Origin of the sequence: Bergeyella porcorum (genome assembly GCF_042427575.1) — a bacterium.
Taxonomy (GTDB): Bacteria; Bacteroidota; Bacteroidia; order Flavobacteriales; family Weeksellaceae; genus Bergeyella; species Bergeyella porcorum.
Window position 1 is genome coordinate 51,010 of sequence record NZ_JBHMFD010000013.1, and the last position, 19,885, is coordinate 70,894.

Below are 19,885 nucleotides of genomic sequence, written 5' to 3' on the forward strand. Positions count from 1 at the left end.
TTATATTTGCAAATCAAGTAGATTATGACAACAATGAAGAACTCATTTTGGATGTTCGGGGTGGCTGCCCTCTCATTGGTAGCGTGCAAAACGCCACTGAACATCACCCAAGTACAGACCCAGAAAAACATCAGCATCAGTGCGGAAATGCCTTCTGATGAAACGATGGATAAGATGATTGCACCTTATAAAGCGTCACTGCAATCTCAGATGAACGCTAAGCTGTCTTATACAGCTACGGAGCTTACCAAGGTGGGAGACAATAGTAGCTTAGGAAATCTATTGGCAGATTATACCCTGAAAGGGGCTAAGCAGTGGGCGGCAGGAAATGCTATTCCGAAGGTAGATGCTGCAGTGATTAACATTGGAGGCATCAGAGCTTCCATAGGGAAAGGTGATATTTTGCTAAGGCATCTCTACGAAGTAATGCCATTTGAAAACGAATTGGTTCTCGTGAAAATGAGTGGAACGCAGTTGCAAGGACTTTTGGACTACTATCAAGAGCACGAGAAAAATAACCCAGTTTCTGGTTTGGAGATAGAAACGGATAGGGGAACTCTTACCAAAGCACTCATCAATGGGGTAGCCATTCAGCCCAACGAGGTTTATTATATTGCTACTTCGGACTTCTTAGCATTGGGAGGCGATGGGATGAAATTTTTCGGAAACGGGGAGATGATTAGCACAGGTATTAAGCTAAGGGATTTATATATCCAGATTTTTAAAGAAGTTCCTAGTGTGGTGCCACCTACGGATATTAGATTAAATTTCAAAAATAAAAAACAATAAGTGATGAATAGAAAAGAATTCCTAAAAATAGCTGGAGCAAGCGGTTTAGCATTATCATTAGCCCCGAATATGTTGTTGGCGAAAAATCATTCATTGCTTACAGAAGATGGATATCAGCTGACGATTTTACATACCAATGACCAACATAGTAGAATAGAACCCTTTGATGCCGGTGGTGGTAGAAACGCCAATCAGGGTGGTTTTGCTAGGAGAGCTCATCTCATCAAAGAAATACGCAAGACAGAAAAGAATGTGTTGCTTTTAGATTCTGGAGATATTTTTCAGGGAACGCCTTACTTCAACCTTTTTGGAGGAGAATTGGAGTTTAAGCTGATGTCTATGATGGGCTATGATGCCGCTACGATGGGCAACCACGATTTTGATAACGGTGTAGATGGCTTTGTGAAGGTATTGCCCAATGCTCAGTTTCCTTTCATTACTTCCAACTATGATTTTTCTAACACCGTAGTAGATGGCAAAACCGAGAAGTATAAAATTTTTAATAAAAACGGAATTAGAGTTGGGATTTTTGGTGTGGGGATTAATCTGGACGGTCTTGTGGGAAAAAAACAATACAAAGAGACTAAATATCTAGACCCTGTGGACATTGCACAGCACTACTCCGAATTTTTGAAGAAAGATAAGAAGTGTGATGTGGTGATTTGTTTATCTCATTTGGGGTATAAGTATAAAGAAAGCCATTTGATTTCTGATGTTACGCTGGCTTCTAAAACCGAAAATATTGATTTGATATTGGGAGGACATACCCATACTTTCCTTCCAGAGCCACAGTCATATACTAATAGGGCAGGGAAATCCGTTCTAATCAATCAAGTAGGATTTGCAGGATTACTTTTAGGAAGAATAGATTTCTTCTTAGACAAGCAAAAAAATATACAACGCATCTCTTGGAATAATCAGGTGATTGATGACCGATGGGATGGATTGGTGTAATTAGATTTGAAAACAATCTTTCGTAATTTTTGTATAGCGTATTGAGTACAGCATAAAGCCTATTGCATAAACTTTTAAGTGATGAAAAAAACAATTTCTATTCTCGCATTTTTGGGGTTGATTAGTGTTCAGTCTCAGGTGATTTCATCTAAAAAATGGAACGATTGGTTTTCCTATAACAATGTCTTACAAATCCGTGAAGATAACGGCAAACTGATTGCTGCTACCGAAAATGGAATTTTTTTCTACACTCCTGCTTCTGGCGAGATTACAAAATTGTCTAAAGCCAATGGGCTTCACGAAGTGAAAATCTCCGCTTTTGATTTTAACCCTGAAACTAAAGTAGGCTTGGTAGGCTATGCCAATGGGACTATGGATGTGATTACAGAAGAGGGAATTACCTATGTGGTAGATATCCCCATCTCACAAAGCTATACGGGAGATAAGAAGATAAAACATATTGCCATCACAGGAAAATATGCTGCCATTACGGTGGAATATGGTGTTTCAGTTTTTGATTTGGAAAAAAAAGAGTTCAAGGATACCGCATTTTTCCCTTCGGGAACTGTTCCGAAAGAATCGGTGATTAAGGATAATCAGATTTTTGTAGTGACCAATACCGAGATAAAAAAACACACCATAGAAAATAATGGCATAGCAGATATTACTTTCCCTATTTACACCTCGTGGGAAACAGCATTGGCAGGGAGTTTCAATCATATTGATATTCAAAATGGCGTTATTGCCTATGCTGGGAGCAATACTGCAGGATATAGTGATGGCGTTACTTTTAATAATCTATCGGGGGCTTTTACCAATATCAAAGATGTGGTGGTAGCAGACGCTTCGGTTTTAATTGTAGATGAAGCAGCACCAGAGTATAAAGTTTATTCTTATAATACGGCAGGAAGCTTATTGCAATCTCACAACTTTGCTGAAGCATTGAATACCGCTTGGCAACATCAAGACCAGCTCTTTGCAGGAAGTCAAATTTCAGGTATTTTGGACCAAAGCCTAAAAATTTGGAAAGCAGATGGGCCGTTCCATAATCAATCGTATAAAATTCATCTTTTTGATGATAAGATTTTGGTAGCTTCTGGTGGTACGGATATTCGGCACGACGTGATTACCATTCACCCTCTTACCTTGGGTATTTATTACTTTAATGGAAAACAATGGATTTACCCACAATGGTTTTTAGACAATCATAATGCTACCACAGATAAGATGAGGTTTAATGTGATTGGAGTTACAGCCAATCCTGTGAATAAAAAAGAAATCTTCTTTTCTACCTTCAACGGTTGGGCAAACCGAGCTTTCAATGGCTTTTATAAAATGGAGCTCAATGAAACCGATGCCGAGTTTATCAGATTTTATCCTACCTCTGGAAATCATAATACAGGAGGGGTAACCTATGATGATAAAGGGAACCTTTTTGGTGTTGGTGCTTTTGATAATGTAGGTTCTCCAGTAATGTATCTCTATGATAGGAATGGAGACGCCCTAAAGACAAGAACCCTGCCAGGGACTGCGGATAAAAATACATTGGCTAATCTTACCTATTACGAAGGAAAACTTTGGACAGCTGTACCTAGAAAAAATAATTTCATCATTACCAATACTCAAAATACCCCTACCAATCTTGCTGATGATAACGATGTTGTACTAAGCAGAGATGCTAATAACCTTCCTGCTTCAGGAGAGGGAACTACGGTAGTGGCTTTTGGGAAAAACGATGAGGTATGGCTGGGTACAGATAAAGGACTAAGGGTGTTCAGCTCGGCTAGTCAGCTAGATGGAAGCACCCGCGGAGAACCCATCATTATAGAGCAACAAGGCTTGGGCGAAGAACTCTTTCGCGATAGTGGTATCTTACAAATTGCGGTGGACTCTGGAAATCAAAAGTGGGTCTCTGTGAATGGCGGTGGTGTATTTTACCTAAGTGCTAATGGACAGCAAACCATTCATCATTTTACGAAGGAAAACTCACCTCTTCCTAATAATGCTGTAACGGATATTAAAATAGATGCCAATGGACTGGTGTATTTTGCCACTTCGGAGGGGATTGTAACCTATCAAGGAGATGTTGCGAATGTATCTGAAAACTTTGGCGATGTATTGGTGTATCCTAATCCTGTGGTGTACAGTACCTATAAAGGAAATGTAAGAATCAAAGGGCTGGCAGAGAAAACCAATATCAGAATTACAGATGCTGCGGGCAACCTTGTGCATCAGGCTGTGGCAAGGGGAGGCTACTATGATTGGGACCTTACCAATAGAGGAAAACGAGTGGCTTCGGGGATTTATTTTGTGCTGATGACCAACGAAAATGGTACCGATAAAGCAACGGCAAAAATAGCGGTGGTCAATTAATTCCGACAGTTTTTTTAATACAATAAAGTTTTGCAAAAAGGCTTTTTACTTTCTTACATTAAGTATGGGGACAATGATGCAATCTTGCATTGTTTCACGCGAGATTATGGCTATACCAGCTACTTCGTGAAGGGGTTGTATGCTCCCAAGAATAAGAAAAAAGCCTATCTGCAACCACTGAACGAACTGGCGATTGCTACGCTGGATAAAGGCTCCCGCAGCCTAATGAAAACGGTGTCCAAGCTGGAGCTGAATGCTTCCTATGATGCTTCTCCCAGCGTGAAAAAAAATACCATTATTTTTTTCGTGTCCGATTTTCTGAATCAAATTCTCAAAAATGAAAACAGCAATCCGCTCATCTATCAGGAGATTGAAGGGCTGAAAGCCGAGTTAGAAGCCCATAATCATCAGTCGCATTTGGTATTTTTATTCAGGATTTTATGTTGTCAGGGGCTGAATCCTCTTTACGACCATTACCCTTATCTCAACCCCGAAAGTGGAAATTTTGAAGCAGAGAAAAGTCATCCACTTTTTGATGAAAACATATCCAAGCTGTGGAAGTTGCTCATTGTTTCGGAGAACAACTATGCCATTCCCATAGCCGCATCATTGAGGAAATCATTTTTGGATAGTCTGTTGGTGTATTATCACTACCATTTTACAGATTTCCGTACGCCTCATTCTTTAGAAATTTTGCAATCTATTTTTGAGTAGAATTTATTAAATCATTAATGATTTAATTGATTTTTTGATTGTTTTCGTGAAATTAAATCTGATTATAAAGGTGTCGTTACGGGAAAACTTCAAGAAATTTCGCGGGAAGAAATCCCAACTCGGGAAAGTCTCCTGTGGTTTCGCGGGAAGAAATCCCAACTCGGGAAAGTCTCCTGCAGTTTCGCGGGAAGAAATCCCAACTCGGGAAAGTTTCCTGCAGTTTCGCGGGAAGAAATCCCATCTTGGGAAAGTCTCCTGCGTTTTCGCGGGAAGAAATCCCATCTCGGAAAAGTCTCCTGCAGTTTCGCGGGAAGAAATCCCATCTCGGGAAAGTCTCCTGCGGTTTCGCGGGAAAGAAAAAAGCAATATCAACCGTATCACTTTTTGAGTATTGAAAAAGAAATTATAACTAAATAGTTGTCTTAATCGCTTATAGCTTAAAGCCCATTGCTATTCTATTTTCACCCGATAAACATCGGTGTTATTTCTGCGGATTTGTTTTACGGAAAAACCTCCCGATTGTGGTATGATTTCCTCCAAATCAAAACTGGTACAGTCATTGGGCAAGCCTGCAAATATCAAGGTAAACCAGTGGTCTTGCATTGGCTCTACTTCCGTCCAAAAAGGGAAAATCGTGATGTTTTCTGCGTGTAGCAGCGGACTGCGATGCCCAGAGTTTCTATCCACTAAAAAAGTGCTACGCCATACCCTGATGAGATTTCCCGCCAAAGGCGAAGCGGGAAAACAACAATGGACAATCACTTGCCGTTCTTCAAGCGTTTGGCTTTGCAACTCTTGCAAAAGTTCCTCTGCGATGAAAGGTTGTGTTGTAGTAGTCAAAAGAGGAAGTTTAGGTCAGTTTAGCGGTTAGTTTTTTAAACTGTTTCTCGGCATTTTTCTCCTGATACAAGATGGCATATACCGCATCTATAATAGGGGTTTCCATCTTTTTTTGCTTAGCCGTTTCGTAGATAGAAGCGGCAGCGTAGTAGCCCTCTGCCACCATATTCATAGACTGTATAGCAGATTTTACCGTATAACCTTTCCCGATGAGGTTGCCAAGATTTCGGTTCCTTGAAAATAAAGAGTAGGCGGTTACTAATAAATCACCCAGATAGGCACTCTCGTTCACATCTCTTGGGGCTTCATACACACCTTCTAAGAAGGTTTCCATCTCTCTGATGGCATTGGATACGAAGACGGCAGTAAAGTTGTCCCCATAGCCCAGTCCGCTGGCGATACCTGCTCCAATGGCGTAGATGTTTTTGAGAATGGCACTGTATTCATTCCCGAGAATATCGGTGCTGTGATTCACTTTGATGAAACTGGAAGTGAAGAAAGTGTCCAATTGTTTAGAAACCGCCTCTTCCACAGTGGCAATAGTAAGGTAAGAAAGGCGTTCCATAGCGACTTCTTCGGCGTGGCAAGGCCCTGCAATAACGGCTTGATTTCTGAAGCCAATATCAAATTTGTCTTTTAGATAATGGGCTACCACATCATTGTATTCTGGTACAATCCCTTTGATGGCAGAGATAAATACTTTATTCTTGTAGTCGCAAGATAAACCTTCTAATGCAGACGCTAGATAGATAGACGGTGTCGCCAAGACAATGAAATCGCAGGCGGCAACCAGTTCATTAATATCCGTAGTGAGGTGCAGTTTTTTGGTGTTGAAACTTACGGAAGTAAGATAGGTAGGATTATGCCCTCTAAGCTCTATTGCTCCTTTTACAAATTCATTTCTTACGCACCAATGTACTGTTTTACAGTTTTCTGTAAGCATCTTCACAATAGCGGTTGCAAAACTTCCGCTGCCCACTACACCAATCTGCTGCGTTGGTTCTATTTTGGTAGATTTTGCTTTTCCTGATGATGGATTGTCTTTTACTTTCTTCTTAGCCATAGTTCAGTAGAATGTTGCCACAAATATAGTAAAATAACCTTAATAGTTTTTTAAGTTGAGGAAAGGTGGTAATTCTATAAAATGAATAAAAAAAATAATAAAACTATATTTTGAAAAAAATTGCAAATTGCAACCGAAGAAAATGTAAAACATTATGATGAAGAACCTACATTTTTGGGTGTCGGGCATCTTACTTTTAATCTGGTTTTTAGGATATATGATATTGGATGTATCTTGGGAGATTCATTTTGTTTTTCTTCTAGCGGTGATTGTTTTGATAATAAAGTTTATCAGGGAAGATTATTCTGAAAAGTGAGTTAGATTTTTTCATCATTATTTATATTTGTTTGTAGGAGTTGTAATTTTTTTTGCAACTCTTTTTTAGTTCAGATTTGGTGGTATGCAAAATATCTTATTACTTACGTCTTAAAGTTTACTTCGTAATTTGAGATAAAAAAGAATGATATATTTGTGGATTCAAAAATATTTTTTAATTTTGCAACCTCAAATACCATAATGTGAGGTGAGATAAACATTAGGGTATGAATAAATAATGCTTCCAAATTCATTAATTATTCAAATTTAAACAAACAAAGAATGGCTAAAAAAGTCTTTAAAATGGTAAAACTTCAGGTGAAGGGTGGTGCAGCCAACCCATCGCCACCAGTAGGGCCTGCGTTAGGTTCTGCAGGGGTGAACATTATGGAGTTTTGTAAGCAATTTAACGGTAGAACTCAAGACAAGCCAGGGCAGGTGTTGCCTGTAGTAATTACAGTGTACGAAGACAAGTCTTTTGACTTCGTTATCAAAACACCTCCTGCAGCGGTGCAGCTTTTAGAGGCAGCGAAGCTTAAAGGTGGATCTGGAGAGCCTAACCGTAACAAAGTAGGATCTGTTTCTTGGGAACAAATTCAGAAAATCGCAGAAGATAAAATGTCAGACCTTAACTGCTTTACATTAGATTCAGCACTTTCTATGATTGCTGGTACTGCGAGATCAATGGGAATTAAAGTAACTGGAGCTAAACCAACAACTAACGCTTAAAACTTATTGAAATGGCAAAATTGACGAAGAAACAAAAAGAAGCTTTAAGCAAAGTGGAAAAAGGAAGAGTGTATAGCCTGGAAGAAGGTGCTGCTCTTGTGAAAGAAGTAAACACTGCAAAATTTGATGCATCTGTAGATATCGCTGTAAGATTGGGTGTAGACCCAAGAAAAGCGAACCAAATGGTAAGAGGGGTAGTATCTCTTCCACACGGTACTGGTAAAGATGTGAAAGTTCTTGCTTTGGTAACGCCAGATAAAGAGGCAGAAGCTAAAGAAGCAGGAGCAGATTTTGTAGGATTGGATGAGTATTTGGATAAAATCAAAAACGGTTGGACAGATGTAGATGTTATCGTTACAATGCCTGCTGTAATGGGTAAATTAGGTCCATTAGGTAGAGTGTTAGGTCCGAGAGGTTTGATGCCAAATCCAAAATCAGGAACTGTAACTATGGAAATTGGTAAAGCAGTATCTGAGGTGAAGTCTGGTAAAATTGACTTTAAAGTAGATAAATACGGTATCGTACACGCTGCTATTGGTAAAGTGTCTTTTGACGCTGCTAAGTTGAAAGAAAATGCAGCAGAATTGTTGCAAACACTTCAAAAATTGAAACCAACAGCGGCTAAAGGAACTTATGTGAAGTCTATCTATCTGTCTTCCACTATGAGCCCAGGAATTGCAATTGATACTAAATCTGTAAACTAATTAAAATCCTCTAGACAATGACTAAAGAAAATAAAGTTGTAGCAATACAAGAAATTAAGGATTTGCTTCAGGATGCCAAAGTAGTTTATGTAGCAGATCTTGAAGGTCTAAATGCACAAAAGTCTTCAGACTTCAGAAGAGCAGCCTTCAAACAAAATATCAAAGTAAAAGTGGTGAAAAATACCCTTTTACAAAAAGCAATGGAGCAGATGGAAGGAGTAGATTACTCAGAAATGTTCCAAACTTTCAAAGGAAATACAGCTATTTTGATTTCTGAAACGGCTAATGCTCCTGCGAAATTAATCAGAGATTTCAGAAAGAAAGAAGAAAAACCAGCACTTAAATCGGCTTACTTACAAGAGACCTTCTATATTGGAGATCAAAACCTAGAAACTCTTGCTAACATCAAGTCTAAAGAAGAAATGCTTGGTGAAATCATCGGATTACTTCAGTCTCCAATCCAAAGATTGGTATCTGCATTGCAAAATAAAGCAGAATCTGCAGGTGCTGAAGAAACCGCAACTGAAACTCCAGCAGAAGAGGGAGAAACTCCAGCTGCTGAATAATAGACACTCAAAAAAATATCATAATCAACAATTAAAAACATTATCACAATGTCAGATTTAAAAAACTTAGCGGAAACGCTTGTAAACCTTACTGTAAAAGATGTAAACGAATTAGCTGCTATCCTTAAGGATGAGTACGGAATTGAACCAGCTGCTGCTGCTGTAGTAGTAGCGGGAGGTGCTGCTGCTGGTGAAGCTGCTGAAGAAAAAACAGAATTTGATGTAATTCTTAAATCAGCTGGAGCTTCTAAATTAGCTGTAGTTAAATTAGTAAAAGATCTTACAGGTGTAGGTCTTAAAGAAGCTAAAGACATCGTAGATGGTGCTCCTTCTCCATTGAAGCAAGGTGTATCTAAAGACGAAGCTGAGGCTCTTAAGAAGCAACTTGAAGAAGCTGGTGCTGAAGTAGAATTGAAGTAATTCTAATTTAGATAAACTAATGAAATCCACTCCATTGCGGAGTGGATTTTTTTGTTGATAATTTAAAGACTTGTAGTTTCCGAAAATAATTTATATATTTGCAGTCCTTTTGAAGTTATCCGTTGTTCCAAAAGTTATTAAAATAGATTGATTATGAACTCTTTTGCCTTTTTGGTAGAGGAGAAATTCTGTTTTATGACCAGAGCGATAGGGTTTCTTACTAAAGGAAAATAATAAAAAATATTTTGCACTACTCCGTGAAAAGATATACCGGCGTTGCAGTAAGAGAGGTTTTTTAGACTGTAAAACATTGAGATAAAGACTATTCTGCAATACGGATAACTTCAGTTTATGATTTATTTCTGTTTTTAAGTTCTAGCAAGTCTTTCTGATATTTTTTTTAGACGAACAAAATATTTTTTAACCCAACTTTTTTATTACTTTATGAGTAAATCTAAAGCAACAAAAAGCACTGCTGAGCTTTCAGCACAGGGAAGAGTTAATTTTTCTTCTGCAAAAGGTAGGGTAGCAGCTCCAGATTTCTTGGATATTCAGATTGAATCATTCAAGGAGTTTTTCCAATTGGACACGCTGCCAGAAAACCGTGTGAAAGAAGGTCTTTATAAGACTTTTCAGGAGAACTTCCCAATTACAGATTCCAGAAATCAATTCGTATTAGAGTTTTTAGATTATCTGGTAGATTCCCCAAGATATTCCATCGAGGAATGTGTGGAAAGAGGTTTAACTTACTCAGTGCCTCTTAAAGCGAGATTGAAATTGTATTGTACAGACCCTGAGCACGAAGATTTCCAAACCGTGATTCAGGATGTGTATTTAGGACCAGTTCCTTATATGACGCCTTCTGGCTCGTTCATCATCAACGGAGCAGAGCGTGTGGTGGTAACTCAGTTGCACCGTTCGCCTGGGGTGTTCTTCGGGCAGACCTATCACGCCAATGGTACCAAATTGTACTATTCCAGAATTATCCCATTCAAAGGGTCTTGGATGGAATTTACTACGGATATCAATAATGTGATGTATGCTTACATCGACCGTAAGAAAAAATTACCATTAACCACCCTTTTAAGAGCCATCGGATACGAGTCTGATAAAGATATCCTTCAGATTTTTGACCTTGCGGAAGAAGTGAAAGTTTCTAAAGCAGCGTTGAAAAAAGTGGAAGGTAGAACTTTGGCTGCGAGAGTTTTGAATACTTGGTTTGAAGATTTCGTGGACGAGGATACAGGGGAGGTAGTTTCTATCGAAAGAAACGAAATTATCCTTGAAAGAGAAACTATTCTTGAAAAGGAACACATCGATATCATTTTGGAAGCAGGCGTGAAATCTATTTTGATTCACAAGGAAAATTCAGGAGAGTTTTCTATCATCCAAAATACATTACAAAAAGACCCTACCAACTCAGAAAAAGAGGCGGTAGAGTACATCTATCGTCAGTTGCGTAACGCAGATCCACCAGATGAGGAAACCGCGAGAGGCATCATCGAAAAACTATTCTTCTCTGAGCAAAGATACTCTTTGGGAGAGGTAGGGCGTTACAGATTGAACAAAAAATTAGGACTTACCATTTCCGAAGATACAGAGGTATTAACCAAAGAGGATATCATTGCTATTGTAAGCCACTTAATTGAATTGGCAAATTCTAAAACGGAAGTAGATGATATTGACCACCTTTCTAATAGAAGAATTAAAACTGTTGGAGAGCAGTTGGCAGGTCAGTTTGGGGTAGGTCTTTCAAGAATTGCGAGAACCATCCGCGAGAGGATGAATGTGCGTGATAACGAAATCTTTACACCAATAGACTTGGTGAATGCTAAGACTTTAACTTCGGTAATCAACTCATTCTTCGGAACCAACCAATTGTCTCAGTTTATGGACCAGACCAACCCATTGTCAGAAATCACGCACAAGCGTCGTCTTTCTGCACTAGGGCCAGGTGGTTTATCTAGAGAAAGAGCAGGTTTCGAGGTGCGAGACGTTCACCATACGCACTACGGAAGAATTTGTCCTATTGAAACACCAGAAGGACCAAACATTGGTTTGATTTCTTCATTAGGTATCTATGCTAAAATCAATAATTTAGGGTTCATTGAAACGCCATATAGAAAGGTAGAAAACGGGAAAGTAGATTTAAATCAAACACCAATTTACCTTAATGCAGAGGATGAAGAAGCGAAAATCATCGCTCAAGCGAATGTGGAGATGGATGATAATGGAAACATCACTACCGATAGGGTTATCGCTCGTGAAGACGGTGATTATCCAGTAGTAGAGCCTAATCAGGTAGATTTAATAGATGTAGCTCCAAACCAAATTTCTGGTATTTCGGCTTCTCTTATCCCATTCTTGGAGCACGATGATGCGAACCGTGCGTTGATGGGCTCCAATATGATGCGTCAGGCAGTACCATTATTAAAACCTGAAGCTCCAATTGTAGGTACAGGATTGGAGAAACAAGTAGCAAAAGACTCACGCGTACTCATCAATGCAGAAAGAGATGGGGTGGTAGAGTATGTAGATGCGGATAAAATTGTTATCAAATACGAGAGAACAGAGGATGAAGATTTGGTGTCTTTTGAATCTGCAACCAAAATTTATAACCTTATCAAGTTTAGAAAAACCAACCAAAGTACTACCATCACGCTAAGGCCTAATGTAAAAGTGGGTGATAGAGTAGAGAAAGGACAGGTGCTTTGTGATGGCTATGCAACCGAGAAAGGAGAATTGGCTATTGGTAGAAACTTGGTGGTTGCCTTTATGCCTTGGAAGGGGTACAACTTTGAGGATGCGATTGTAATCAACGAGAAAGTGGTTCGTGAAGACTGGTTTACATCCATCCACGTAGATGAATACTCTCTAGAAGTGCGTGATACCAAATTGGGTATGGAAGAATTAACTTCCGATATTCCGAATGTATCCGAAGAGGCTACCAAAGACCTTGATGAAAACGGTATGATTCGCATCGGGGCAGAAGTGAAGCCTGGTGATATTATGATTGGTAAAATCACGCCAAAAGGAGAATCAGACCCTACACCAGAAGAAAAACTCCTTAGAGCCATCTTTGGAGATAAGGCTGGTGATGTAAAAGATGCTTCTTTGAAAGCGGATTCTTCACTAAGAGGCGTGGTGATTGATAAGAAATTGTTCTCTAGAAACATCAAGGATAAAAAGAAGAGAACAGAAGAAAAACTGAAATTGGAAGAAATCGAAAATACTTTTAAAGCTAAATTCGATGACTTGAGAAATACCCTTATCGAAAAACTCAATACTTTGGTGAATGGAAAAACTTCCCAAGGTGTATTGAATGATTTGGATGAAGAGGTTATCGCAAAGGGACAAAAATTCAGTTTGAGATTGCTTCAGTCTGTAGAAGATTATGTGAATATCAGCGGGTCTAATTGGACGGTAGATGAGGATAAAAATGAACTCATCAAGCAATTGATTCACAATTATAAAATCAAGTATAATGATATCGCAGGGGTGAAAAACCGTGAGAAATTTGCAGTTTCTATCGGGGATGAATTGCCTGCAGGTATTATGAAATTGGCTAAAGTATATATCGCGAAGAAGCGTAAACTGAATGTGGGAGATAAAATGGCTGGTCGCCACGGTAACAAGGGTATTGTATCCAGAATCGTGCGTGAAGAAGATATGCCATTCTTGGAAGATGGAACACCAGTGGATATTGTACTCAACCCACTTGGGGTACCTTCTCGTATGAACATTGGTCAGATTTACGAAACCGTACTCGGATGGGCAGGTAAAAAACTCGGCTTGAAGTTCGCTACACCAATCTTTGACGGAGCGTCATTGGAAGAAATTACCAAATACACAGACGAGGCAGGATTGCCAAGATACGGAAACACTTACCTATATGATGGTGGTACGGGTGAAAGATTTACACAGCCTGCCACAGTAGGGGTAATCTATATGCTGAAACTAGGGCATATGGTAGATGATAAGATGCACGCGCGTTCTATTGGGCCATACTCACTCATCACGCAGCAGCCACTCGGAGGTAAAGCTCAGTTTGGTGGTCAGCGTTTCGGAGAGATGGAGGTTTGGGCATTGGAAGCTTTCGGAGCGTCTAATATCTTGAGAGAAATCTTGACAGTGAAGTCCGATGATGTTATCGGAAGAGCGAAAACTTATGAAGCTATTGCCAAAGGAGAAGCGATGCCAGAACCAGGTATCCCAGAATCCTTCAATGTATTGCTTCACGAGTTACAAGGCCTTGGACTTGATGTGAGATTAGAAGAGTAAATGTAATATATAATGAAATTAAGAACCATTTTTCTTTCAGTATTAATATTCATAATATGTTTGTTTTATCTAATACCGATAGGCAAGTGCACTGATGGATGTATAGATAGCCGAGCTATTTTGATTTCAAAAGTGCTATCTTCCAAAAAAGTTTCCCTGATGACGGGAACAATGTTTAAGAATGTCTATCACAATATAAATGACAAGAATATTAATTATGATTTATATGGTGTAAAGTTTTTATCAGCAACGGAATTAATAAAAGCTAAGAACAATAATTTTTTTTCAGTGAAAGTTGAAGAAAGTTCAGGCTTAGCAAAAGTGAGTTTAATTCACTATAAAACCAGTTTGCTATTTAACTTTACATTTAAAAAGAATGGAGAAAAATGGGAGGAAGTTTCAAGTGAATGGAGTAGAGGAAAATTAGAACCTTCTAAACCATATTATATTAATTTGGAAATCAAAAGATTGACGGATAGTGATTATAGAAATTATCCAATTGAATTGATACCAAGAGACAGCTTACATTAAAAAAAAATTAAAATGTCAAATAAAAATAAATCAAGTAGATTTAGCAAAATCACCATCGGTTTGGCTTCACCAGAATCTATCCTTCAAGAATCTAGAGGAGAGGTTCTAAAGCCAGAAACCATCAACTACAGAACGCACAAGCCAGAAAGAGACGGCTTGTTCTGTGAGAAAATCTTCGGTCCTGTAAAGGATTACGAATGTGCTTGTGGTAAGTACAAGAGAATCCGTTACAAAGGCATTGTCTGCGACCGTTGTGGGGTAGAAGTTACCGAGAAAAAAGTAAGAAGAGAGCGTATTGGGCATATCAATTTGGTAGTGCCAGTGGCTCATATCTGGTACTTCCGCTCGTTGCCAAACAAAATCGGTTATCTATTAGGACTGCCTTCCAAGAAATTGGATATGATTATCTACTACGAGAGATATGTCGTAATCCAACAAGGTATCGCTAAAAAAGCCGATGGCTCAGATTTCGAAGAAATGGAATTCCTTACAGAAGAAGAATATTTGGATGTAATGGAAAGCCTTCCAATTGAAAATCAATATCTTGATGACTCTGACCCTAATAAATTCGTTGCGAAAATGGGAGCAGAAGCCATCGAAGAACTTTTGAAGAGAATTGATTTGGATGCCTTGTCTTATGACCTGAGACACAAAGCACACAATGAAGGTTCTAAACAAAGAAGAACAGAAGCCCTAAAGCGTCTGAATGTAGTAGAAGCATTGAGAAGTGCCAATACGCGTATGATTAACCGCCCAGAGTGGATGGTGATGCGTGTACTTCCTGTAATACCACCAGAGCTAAGACCGCTCGTACCATTGGATGGTGGGCGTTTCGCCACTTCGGATTTGAACGACCTTTATAGAAGAGTAATCATCAGAAACAACCGTTTGAAGAGACTTTTGGAAATCAAAGCTCCAGAAGTAATCCTTAGAAACGAAAAGCGTATGCTTCAGGAAGCGGTGGATTCATTGTTTGATAATACCAGAAAATCTTCTGCGGTAAAATCAGAATCCAACCGTCCATTGAAATCGCTTTCAGATTCCTTAAAAGGTAAGCAAGGGCGTTTCCGTCAAAACCTTTTGGGTAAAAGGGTAGATTACTCTGCTCGTTCGGTAATTGTTGTAGGTCCAAACTTGCAATTGCACGAGTGTGGTATCCCGAAAGATATGGCAGCAGAGCTTTACAAGCCATTCATCATCAGAAAATTGATAGAGAGAGGTATTGTAAAAACCGTAAAATCTGCTAAGAGAATTATCGATAGAAAAGAACCCGTGGTTTATGATATCCTTGAAAATGTGATGAAAGGTCACCCAGTACTCTTGAACAGGGCACCTACGCTTCACCGTTTGGGTATCCAAGCCTTCCAGCCGAAGATGATCGAAGGAAAAGCTATCCAGCTTCACCCGCTGGTAACTACAGCCTTCAACGCCGACTTCGATGGTGACCAGATGGCGGTACACTTGCCACTAGGGCCAGAGGCTATTTTGGAAGCACAACTATTGATGCTCGGTTCTCAAAACATCTTGAACCCTGCCAATGGTTCTCCTATTACCGTTCCTTCTCAGGATATGGTTTTGGGGCTTTACTTTATGACCAAAGAAGCACATTCTACGGAAGATAAAAAAGTATTAGGTGAAGGACTTGCATTCTACTCTCCAGAAGAAGCAGAAATTGCTTATGCGGAAGGGAAAGCTTCTCTTAATGCCAAAGTTCGTTGTAAACTTCCAGTGAAAAACGAAGCTGGAGAAATCGAAACTAAACTGATTGAAACTACAGTGGGTAGAATTTTGTTCAACCAAATTGTACCAAAACAAGTAGGTTTCGTGAATGAACTTCTGACTAAAAAATCATTAAGAAATGTTATCGGTAGAATCCTTGCTGATACAGATTTCCCTACTACAGTGAAATTCCTTGATGATATGAAAAACTTAGGATATTACAACGCCTTCAAGGGAGGTCTATCCTTCTCATTAGGAGATATTGTAGTACCTGAAGAAAAGAAAACAATGATTGCTCAGGCAGTAGGTACCGTAGATGAGATTAAGGATAACTATAATATGGGTCTTATCACCGATACCGAGCGTTATAACCAAGTTATTGATGTTTGGACCAATACCAACGCGGGATTGACCGAGATGATTATGAGCAGAATGAAAACCGACCAAGGTGGGTTCAACTCTGTGTATATGATGCTTGACTCTGGGGCGAGGGGTTCCAAAGAACAGATTCGTCAGTTATCTGGGATGCGTGGTTTGATGGCAAAACCTCAAAAAGCAGGTTCTGTAGGAGCTGAAATCATTGAAAACCCAATTGTGGCTAACTTTAAGGAAGGGCTTTCCATCTTGGAATACTTTATCTCTACCCACGGGGCGAGAAAAGGTCTTGCGGATACCGCTCTTAAAACTGCCGATGCAGGTTACCTTACCAGAAGATTGGTGGATGTAGCACAGGATGTCATCATTACCGAGGACGATTGTGGTACACTAAGAGGTGTGGAAGTTTCTGCCTTGAAGAAAAATGATGAAATCGTAGAGAAACTATCAGAGAGAATCTTAGGTAGAGTTTCCCTTCACGATGTTTACCATCCAGAGACTGATGAGTTGCTTGCTAATGCAGATGAAATCATTGATGAGGCTTTAGCTAAGAAAATAGAAGAAGCAGGTCTAGAATCTGTAGAAGTGCGTTCACCATTAACTTGTGAGGCTAAGAAAGGTATCTGTGCGAAGTGCTACGGTAGAAACTTAGCTACAGGTAAGCCTATCCATATGGGAGAGGCGGTAGGTGTTATCGCAGCTCAGTCCATTGGAGAACCTGGTACACAGTTGACCTTGAGAACCTTCCACCAAGGGGGTACTGCAGGTAACGTTTCTGAAAACCCAACCATCGTAGCAAGAAGAGATGGTATCGTGGAGATGGATGAAGTAAGAACCGTAACTTCTGAAAATGAGTTGGGAGAAACTCAAGAAGTGGTGGTTTCTCGTTCTACGGAATTCCGTTTGGTAGCAGATAACGATGCAAGAACGCCATTAATGGTAGCCAATATCCCTTATGGTTCTGCATTATCGGTAAAACCGGGCGATAAGGTGAAAAAAGGAGACCTCATTGCGAAGTGGGACCCATATAATGCCGTTATCATTGCAGAATCTGCAGGTAAAGTAGAATACGAAGACATTATTCAAGGGGTTTCTTTCCAATTGGAAATTGATGAACAAACAGGTTTTGAAGAGAAAGTAATCTCTGAATCTAGAAATAAAAAAGCCGTACCTACCCTAAGAGTAGTAGATACCAAAGGAGAAGAAATCAAGGCTTACAACTTGCCAGTGGGTGCCCACTTGATGGTAAATGATGGCGAGAAGATTAAAGCAGGTAAAATCTTGATTAAGATTCCTAGAAAATCTGCAAAAGCAGGGGATATCACGGGAGGTCTTCCAAGGGTTACCGAATTGTTCGAAGCGAGAAATCCTTCTAACCCAGCGGTAGTAACGGAGATTGACGGGGTAGTATCTTACGGAAAAATCAAGAGAGGTAACCGAGAGCTTATCGTAGAAGCTAAAACTGGTGAAAGAAAGATTTACTTGGTGAAGCTTTCTAATCAGATTTTGGTTCAGGAAAACGACTTCGTGAGAGCTGGTTCTCCACTTTCTGATGGCTCTGTAACACCAGATGATATCTTGAAAATCAAAGGGCCTACGGCGGTACAAGAATACTTGGTAAACGAAATTCAAGAAGTTTACCGTCTTCAAGGGGTGAAGATTGATGATAAGCATTTTGAAATCATCGTTCGCCAAATGATGACCAAAGTATCCATTGTAGATGGTGGAGATACACAATTCTTGGAAGGTGCTTTGGAACACAAGTATGACTTCTTGGAAGAGAATAACCGTATCTTCGGTATGAAGGTGGTAACCGATGCAGGCGACTCTAAAGCCTTCCAACCTGGGCAGATGATCACCGCTCGTGAGCTGAGAGATGAAAACTCTAAGTTGAAACGCGAAGACCTACAATTGGTAGAAGTGAGAGATGCTCTTCCTGCAACAGCTACACCAGTATTGCAAGGGATTACTAGAGCGGCACTTCAGACCAGATCCTTTATGTCTGCGGCATCGTTCCAAGAAACTACTAAAGTTCTCAACGAGGCTGCGGTGGCAGGTAAAGTGGATGAACTGAACGGTCTGAAAGAAAATGTTATCGTAGGGCATAGAATCCCTGCGGGTACAGGTCTGAAGGATTATCAGAACATCATCGTAGGTTCTAAAAAAGAATTTGAAGATATTAACTAAAAATTTAGAAATTAGAAGTTAGATTTTAGACATAAGATTTGTATATTTGCAGAGAGGCAGTCTGAATCTGACTTCTAATTTGATTCTAATCACTAAATAAAAAATTAAAGAAAATGGACAACAATCAAAATCAAGATCAAAACATTAACATCAACTTGAACGAAATGGTAGCTGCAGGGGCATATTGCAACTTGGCATTAGTAAACCACTCTCCATCTGAGTTTGTATTGGATTTTATCCAATTGATGCCAGGAGTGCAACAAGCTAATGTAAGAAGCAGAGTAATCTTAGCTCCACTTCACGCTAAGAGAGTTTTGAACGCACTTCAGCAAAATATTGCAAACTTCGAGCAACAATTTGGAGAAATCAAAGAAGTAGAGCCTTTCGTATTAGGAGGGAACAATGTTCAAGCTTAATCTTTTTTGAGTTATAAAAAAACAAAAAAAACTATCGGAATTTCCCGATAGTTTTTTTATAGACAAGAGCTGAATTACTTCGCTCCCAATCGCTCTTTTATGGCTTCAATATTCTTTTTTGCGGAGTCTTCCAGTACCAAAGACGCACTCATATAGATGCGTTCTGGCATCAATTCTGCAAAATGCTCTGTATTTTCCCAAGCCACTTTCTTTATCAATGCCAATGCGTCTTCGCTGCATGTAGCAAGGGTTGTTAGAAACTGATGAAGCTTATCATCCATTTCCTCAATATTTCCCGAGACAGAATGATAGATGTTGTTTTGGACTGCCCATTCAGCACTTCTAAATTCAGCATCCATTGCCATTGCTGTAAATTGAGAAGCACCAATTTTCCTTTCCACAAAAGGGCCTATCACAAAAGGACCAATTCCCAGATTGATTTCCGTAAGTGCCAATGCCGAGTTTTGGGTAGCAAAGCAGTAATCAGCAGCACAAGCAATTCCTACGCCGCCGCCTGTGGTTTTCCCTTGTACGCGTACTACCACAAGTTTTCCGCAAGTCCGCATTGCATTAAGCACTTTGGCAAAACCTCCGAAAAAGCGTTTGGAAGTTTCAATATCATGTATTTCCAAAAGCTCATCAAAGCTGGCACCAGCACAGAACGCTTTATCGCCCGCAGATTTTAGAAGAATGGCTTTCACCTCTTTTTTATCGCCTTCCTTCAAGATGGTTTCGGCTAATTTTTCTAAAATGAACCCTGGTAGCGAATTGCTTTTAGGAGTTCCGAAAGTGATTTCCGCAATATGATTTTTAATCTCTGATGTTACAAATGCTTCCATTTTTATTGAAAATTTAATAGATTATTAATTTAATTGATTAAACTTATGCAGTCGATTTTAAGCAGTAAAC

16 protein-coding genes are annotated in these 19,885 nt (G+C 39.5%); 13 read left to right on the forward strand and 3 right to left on the reverse strand.

What is annotated here, in order from left to right; genetic code table 11:
* Nucleotides 1-33 precede the first annotated feature (33 nt).
* The 4 genes from ACFFUE_RS08360 (at nt 34) to recO (ending at nt 4,830) form a co-directional block, all read left to right on the forward strand.
* Nucleotides 34-789: a 5'-nucleotidase C-terminal domain-containing protein gene (locus tag ACFFUE_RS08360; protein ID WP_376834380.1), complete on the forward strand. Its 756-nt coding sequence runs from the start codon at nt 34-36 to the stop codon at nt 787-789.
* A 3-nt stretch (nt 790-792) separates the two neighbouring features.
* Nucleotides 793-1,743 (forward strand): bifunctional metallophosphatase/5'-nucleotidase, encoded by a 951-nt coding sequence (locus ACFFUE_RS08365; RefSeq protein ID WP_327985157.1) that lies wholly within the window; start codon nt 793-795, stop codon nt 1,741-1,743.
* Nucleotides 1,744-1,824: 81 nt separating this feature from the next.
* Nucleotides 1,825-4,116, forward strand: coding sequence for a type IX secretion system anionic LPS delivery protein PorZ (gene porZ / locus ACFFUE_RS08370; RefSeq protein ID WP_376834383.1), 2,292 nt, complete (start codon nt 1,825-1,827; stop codon nt 4,114-4,116).
* Nucleotides 4,117-4,146: 30 nt separating this feature from the next.
* Complete coding sequence (gene recO, locus ACFFUE_RS08375; RefSeq protein ID WP_376834385.1) at nt 4,147-4,830, forward strand: DNA repair protein RecO; 684 nt, start codon at nt 4,147-4,149, stop codon at nt 4,828-4,830.
* A gap of 450 nt (nt 4,831-5,280) precedes the next feature.
* Here the strand turns inward: recO and ACFFUE_RS08380 are convergent, their stop codons facing one another.
* Complete coding sequence (locus ACFFUE_RS08380) at nt 5,281-5,670, reverse strand: hypothetical protein (RefSeq protein ID WP_327985152.1); 390 nt, start codon at nt 5,668-5,670, stop codon at nt 5,281-5,283.
* Nucleotides 5,671-5,680: 10 nt separating this feature from the next.
* A complete protein-coding gene (locus tag ACFFUE_RS08385) occupies nt 5,681-6,733 on the reverse strand; it encodes an NAD(P)H-dependent glycerol-3-phosphate dehydrogenase (RefSeq protein ID WP_376834387.1) in 1,053 nt (350 codons plus the stop codon).
* A 157-nt stretch (nt 6,734-6,890) separates the two neighbouring features.
* Here ACFFUE_RS08385 and ACFFUE_RS08390 point away from each other — a divergent pair, with 157 nt between their 5' ends.
* The 9 genes from ACFFUE_RS08390 to ACFFUE_RS08430 all read left to right on the forward strand — a co-directional run bounded on the left by ACFFUE_RS08390 (nt 6,891) and on the right by ACFFUE_RS08430 (nt 18,976).
* Nucleotides 6,891-7,049: a DUF5670 family protein gene (locus tag ACFFUE_RS08390; RefSeq protein ID WP_376834810.1), complete on the forward strand. Its 159-nt coding sequence runs from the start codon at nt 6,891-6,893 to the stop codon at nt 7,047-7,049.
* A gap of 281 nt (nt 7,050-7,330) precedes the next feature.
* Complete coding sequence (rplK, locus tag ACFFUE_RS08395; RefSeq protein ID WP_327985151.1) at nt 7,331-7,777, forward strand: 50S ribosomal protein L11; 447 nt, start codon at nt 7,331-7,333, stop codon at nt 7,775-7,777.
* Between the two features lie 11 nt (nt 7,778-7,788).
* Nucleotides 7,789-8,481: a 50S ribosomal protein L1 gene (rplA, locus tag ACFFUE_RS08400; RefSeq protein WP_327985150.1), complete on the forward strand. Its 693-nt coding sequence runs from the start codon at nt 7,789-7,791 to the stop codon at nt 8,479-8,481.
* 17 nt (nt 8,482-8,498) lie between these two features.
* The gene (gene rplJ / locus ACFFUE_RS08405) at nt 8,499-9,047 is read left to right on the forward strand and encodes a 50S ribosomal protein L10 (protein WP_327985149.1); all 549 of its coding nucleotides are present in this window, start codon (nt 8,499-8,501) and stop codon (nt 9,045-9,047) included.
* A gap of 48 nt (nt 9,048-9,095) precedes the next feature.
* Nucleotides 9,096-9,467: a 50S ribosomal protein L7/L12 gene (rplL, locus tag ACFFUE_RS08410; RefSeq protein WP_327985148.1), complete on the forward strand. Its 372-nt coding sequence runs from the start codon at nt 9,096-9,098 to the stop codon at nt 9,465-9,467.
* Between the two features lie 444 nt (nt 9,468-9,911).
* Nucleotides 9,912-13,748 (forward strand): DNA-directed RNA polymerase subunit beta, encoded by a 3,837-nt coding sequence (gene rpoB, locus ACFFUE_RS08415; protein WP_376834391.1) that lies wholly within the window; start codon nt 9,912-9,914, stop codon nt 13,746-13,748.
* A 12-nt stretch (nt 13,749-13,760) separates the two neighbouring features.
* Nucleotides 13,761-14,279: a hypothetical protein gene (locus tag ACFFUE_RS08420; RefSeq protein WP_376834393.1), complete on the forward strand. Its 519-nt coding sequence runs from the start codon at nt 13,761-13,763 to the stop codon at nt 14,277-14,279.
* Between the two features lie 12 nt (nt 14,280-14,291).
* Entirely contained in the window at nt 14,292-18,560 is a 4,269-nt protein-coding gene (gene rpoC / locus ACFFUE_RS08425) for a DNA-directed RNA polymerase subunit beta' (protein WP_376834394.1), read from the forward strand.
* Nucleotides 18,561-18,673: 113 nt separating this feature from the next.
* A complete protein-coding gene (locus ACFFUE_RS08430) occupies nt 18,674-18,976 on the forward strand; it encodes a DUF3467 domain-containing protein (protein ID WP_327985145.1) in 303 nt (100 codons plus the stop codon).
* Nucleotides 18,977-19,050: 74 nt separating this feature from the next.
* Here ACFFUE_RS08430 and ACFFUE_RS08435 read toward each other — a convergent pair whose 3' ends face one another.
* Nucleotides 19,051-19,815: an enoyl-CoA hydratase/isomerase family protein gene (locus ACFFUE_RS08435; protein ID WP_376834397.1), complete on the reverse strand. Its 765-nt coding sequence runs from the start codon at nt 19,813-19,815 to the stop codon at nt 19,051-19,053.
* Nucleotides 19,816-19,885: the final 70 nt, after the last annotated feature.

What these genes read in the sequence shown, in the direction of transcription:
- ACFFUE_RS08360 (WP_376834380.1), top strand. Translation starts at nt 34, where the DNA reads ATGAAGAACTCATTTTGGATGTTCGGGGTGGCTGCCCTCTCATTGGTA.
- ACFFUE_RS08365 (WP_327985157.1), top strand. Translation starts at nt 793, where the DNA reads ATGAATAGAAAAGAATTCCTAAAAATAGCTGGAGCAAGCGGTTTAGCA.
- porZ (WP_376834383.1), top strand. Translation starts at nt 1,825, where the DNA reads ATGAAAAAAACAATTTCTATTCTCGCATTTTTGGGGTTGATTAGTGTT.
- ACFFUE_RS08385 (WP_376834387.1), bottom strand. Translation starts at nt 6,733, where the DNA reads ATGGCTAAGAAGAAAGTAAAAGACAATCCATCATCAGGAAAAGCAAAA.
- ACFFUE_RS08390 (WP_376834810.1), top strand. Translation starts at nt 6,891, where the DNA reads ATGAAGAACCTACATTTTTGGGTGTCGGGCATCTTACTTTTAATCTGG.
- rplK (WP_327985151.1), top strand. Translation starts at nt 7,331, where the DNA reads ATGGCTAAAAAAGTCTTTAAAATGGTAAAACTTCAGGTGAAGGGTGGT.
- rplA (WP_327985150.1), top strand. Translation starts at nt 7,789, where the DNA reads ATGGCAAAATTGACGAAGAAACAAAAAGAAGCTTTAAGCAAAGTGGAA.
- rplJ (WP_327985149.1), top strand. Translation starts at nt 8,499, where the DNA reads ATGACTAAAGAAAATAAAGTTGTAGCAATACAAGAAATTAAGGATTTG.
- rplL (WP_327985148.1), top strand. Translation starts at nt 9,096, where the DNA reads ATGTCAGATTTAAAAAACTTAGCGGAAACGCTTGTAAACCTTACTGTA.
- rpoB (WP_376834391.1), top strand. Translation starts at nt 9,912, where the DNA reads ATGAGTAAATCTAAAGCAACAAAAAGCACTGCTGAGCTTTCAGCACAG.
- ACFFUE_RS08420 (WP_376834393.1), top strand. Translation starts at nt 13,761, where the DNA reads ATGAAATTAAGAACCATTTTTCTTTCAGTATTAATATTCATAATATGT.
- rpoC (WP_376834394.1), top strand. Translation starts at nt 14,292, where the DNA reads ATGTCAAATAAAAATAAATCAAGTAGATTTAGCAAAATCACCATCGGT.
- ACFFUE_RS08430 (WP_327985145.1), top strand. Translation starts at nt 18,674, where the DNA reads ATGGACAACAATCAAAATCAAGATCAAAACATTAACATCAACTTGAAC.
- ACFFUE_RS08435 (WP_376834397.1), bottom strand. Translation starts at nt 19,815, where the DNA reads ATGGAAGCATTTGTAACATCAGAGATTAAAAATCATATTGCGGAAATC.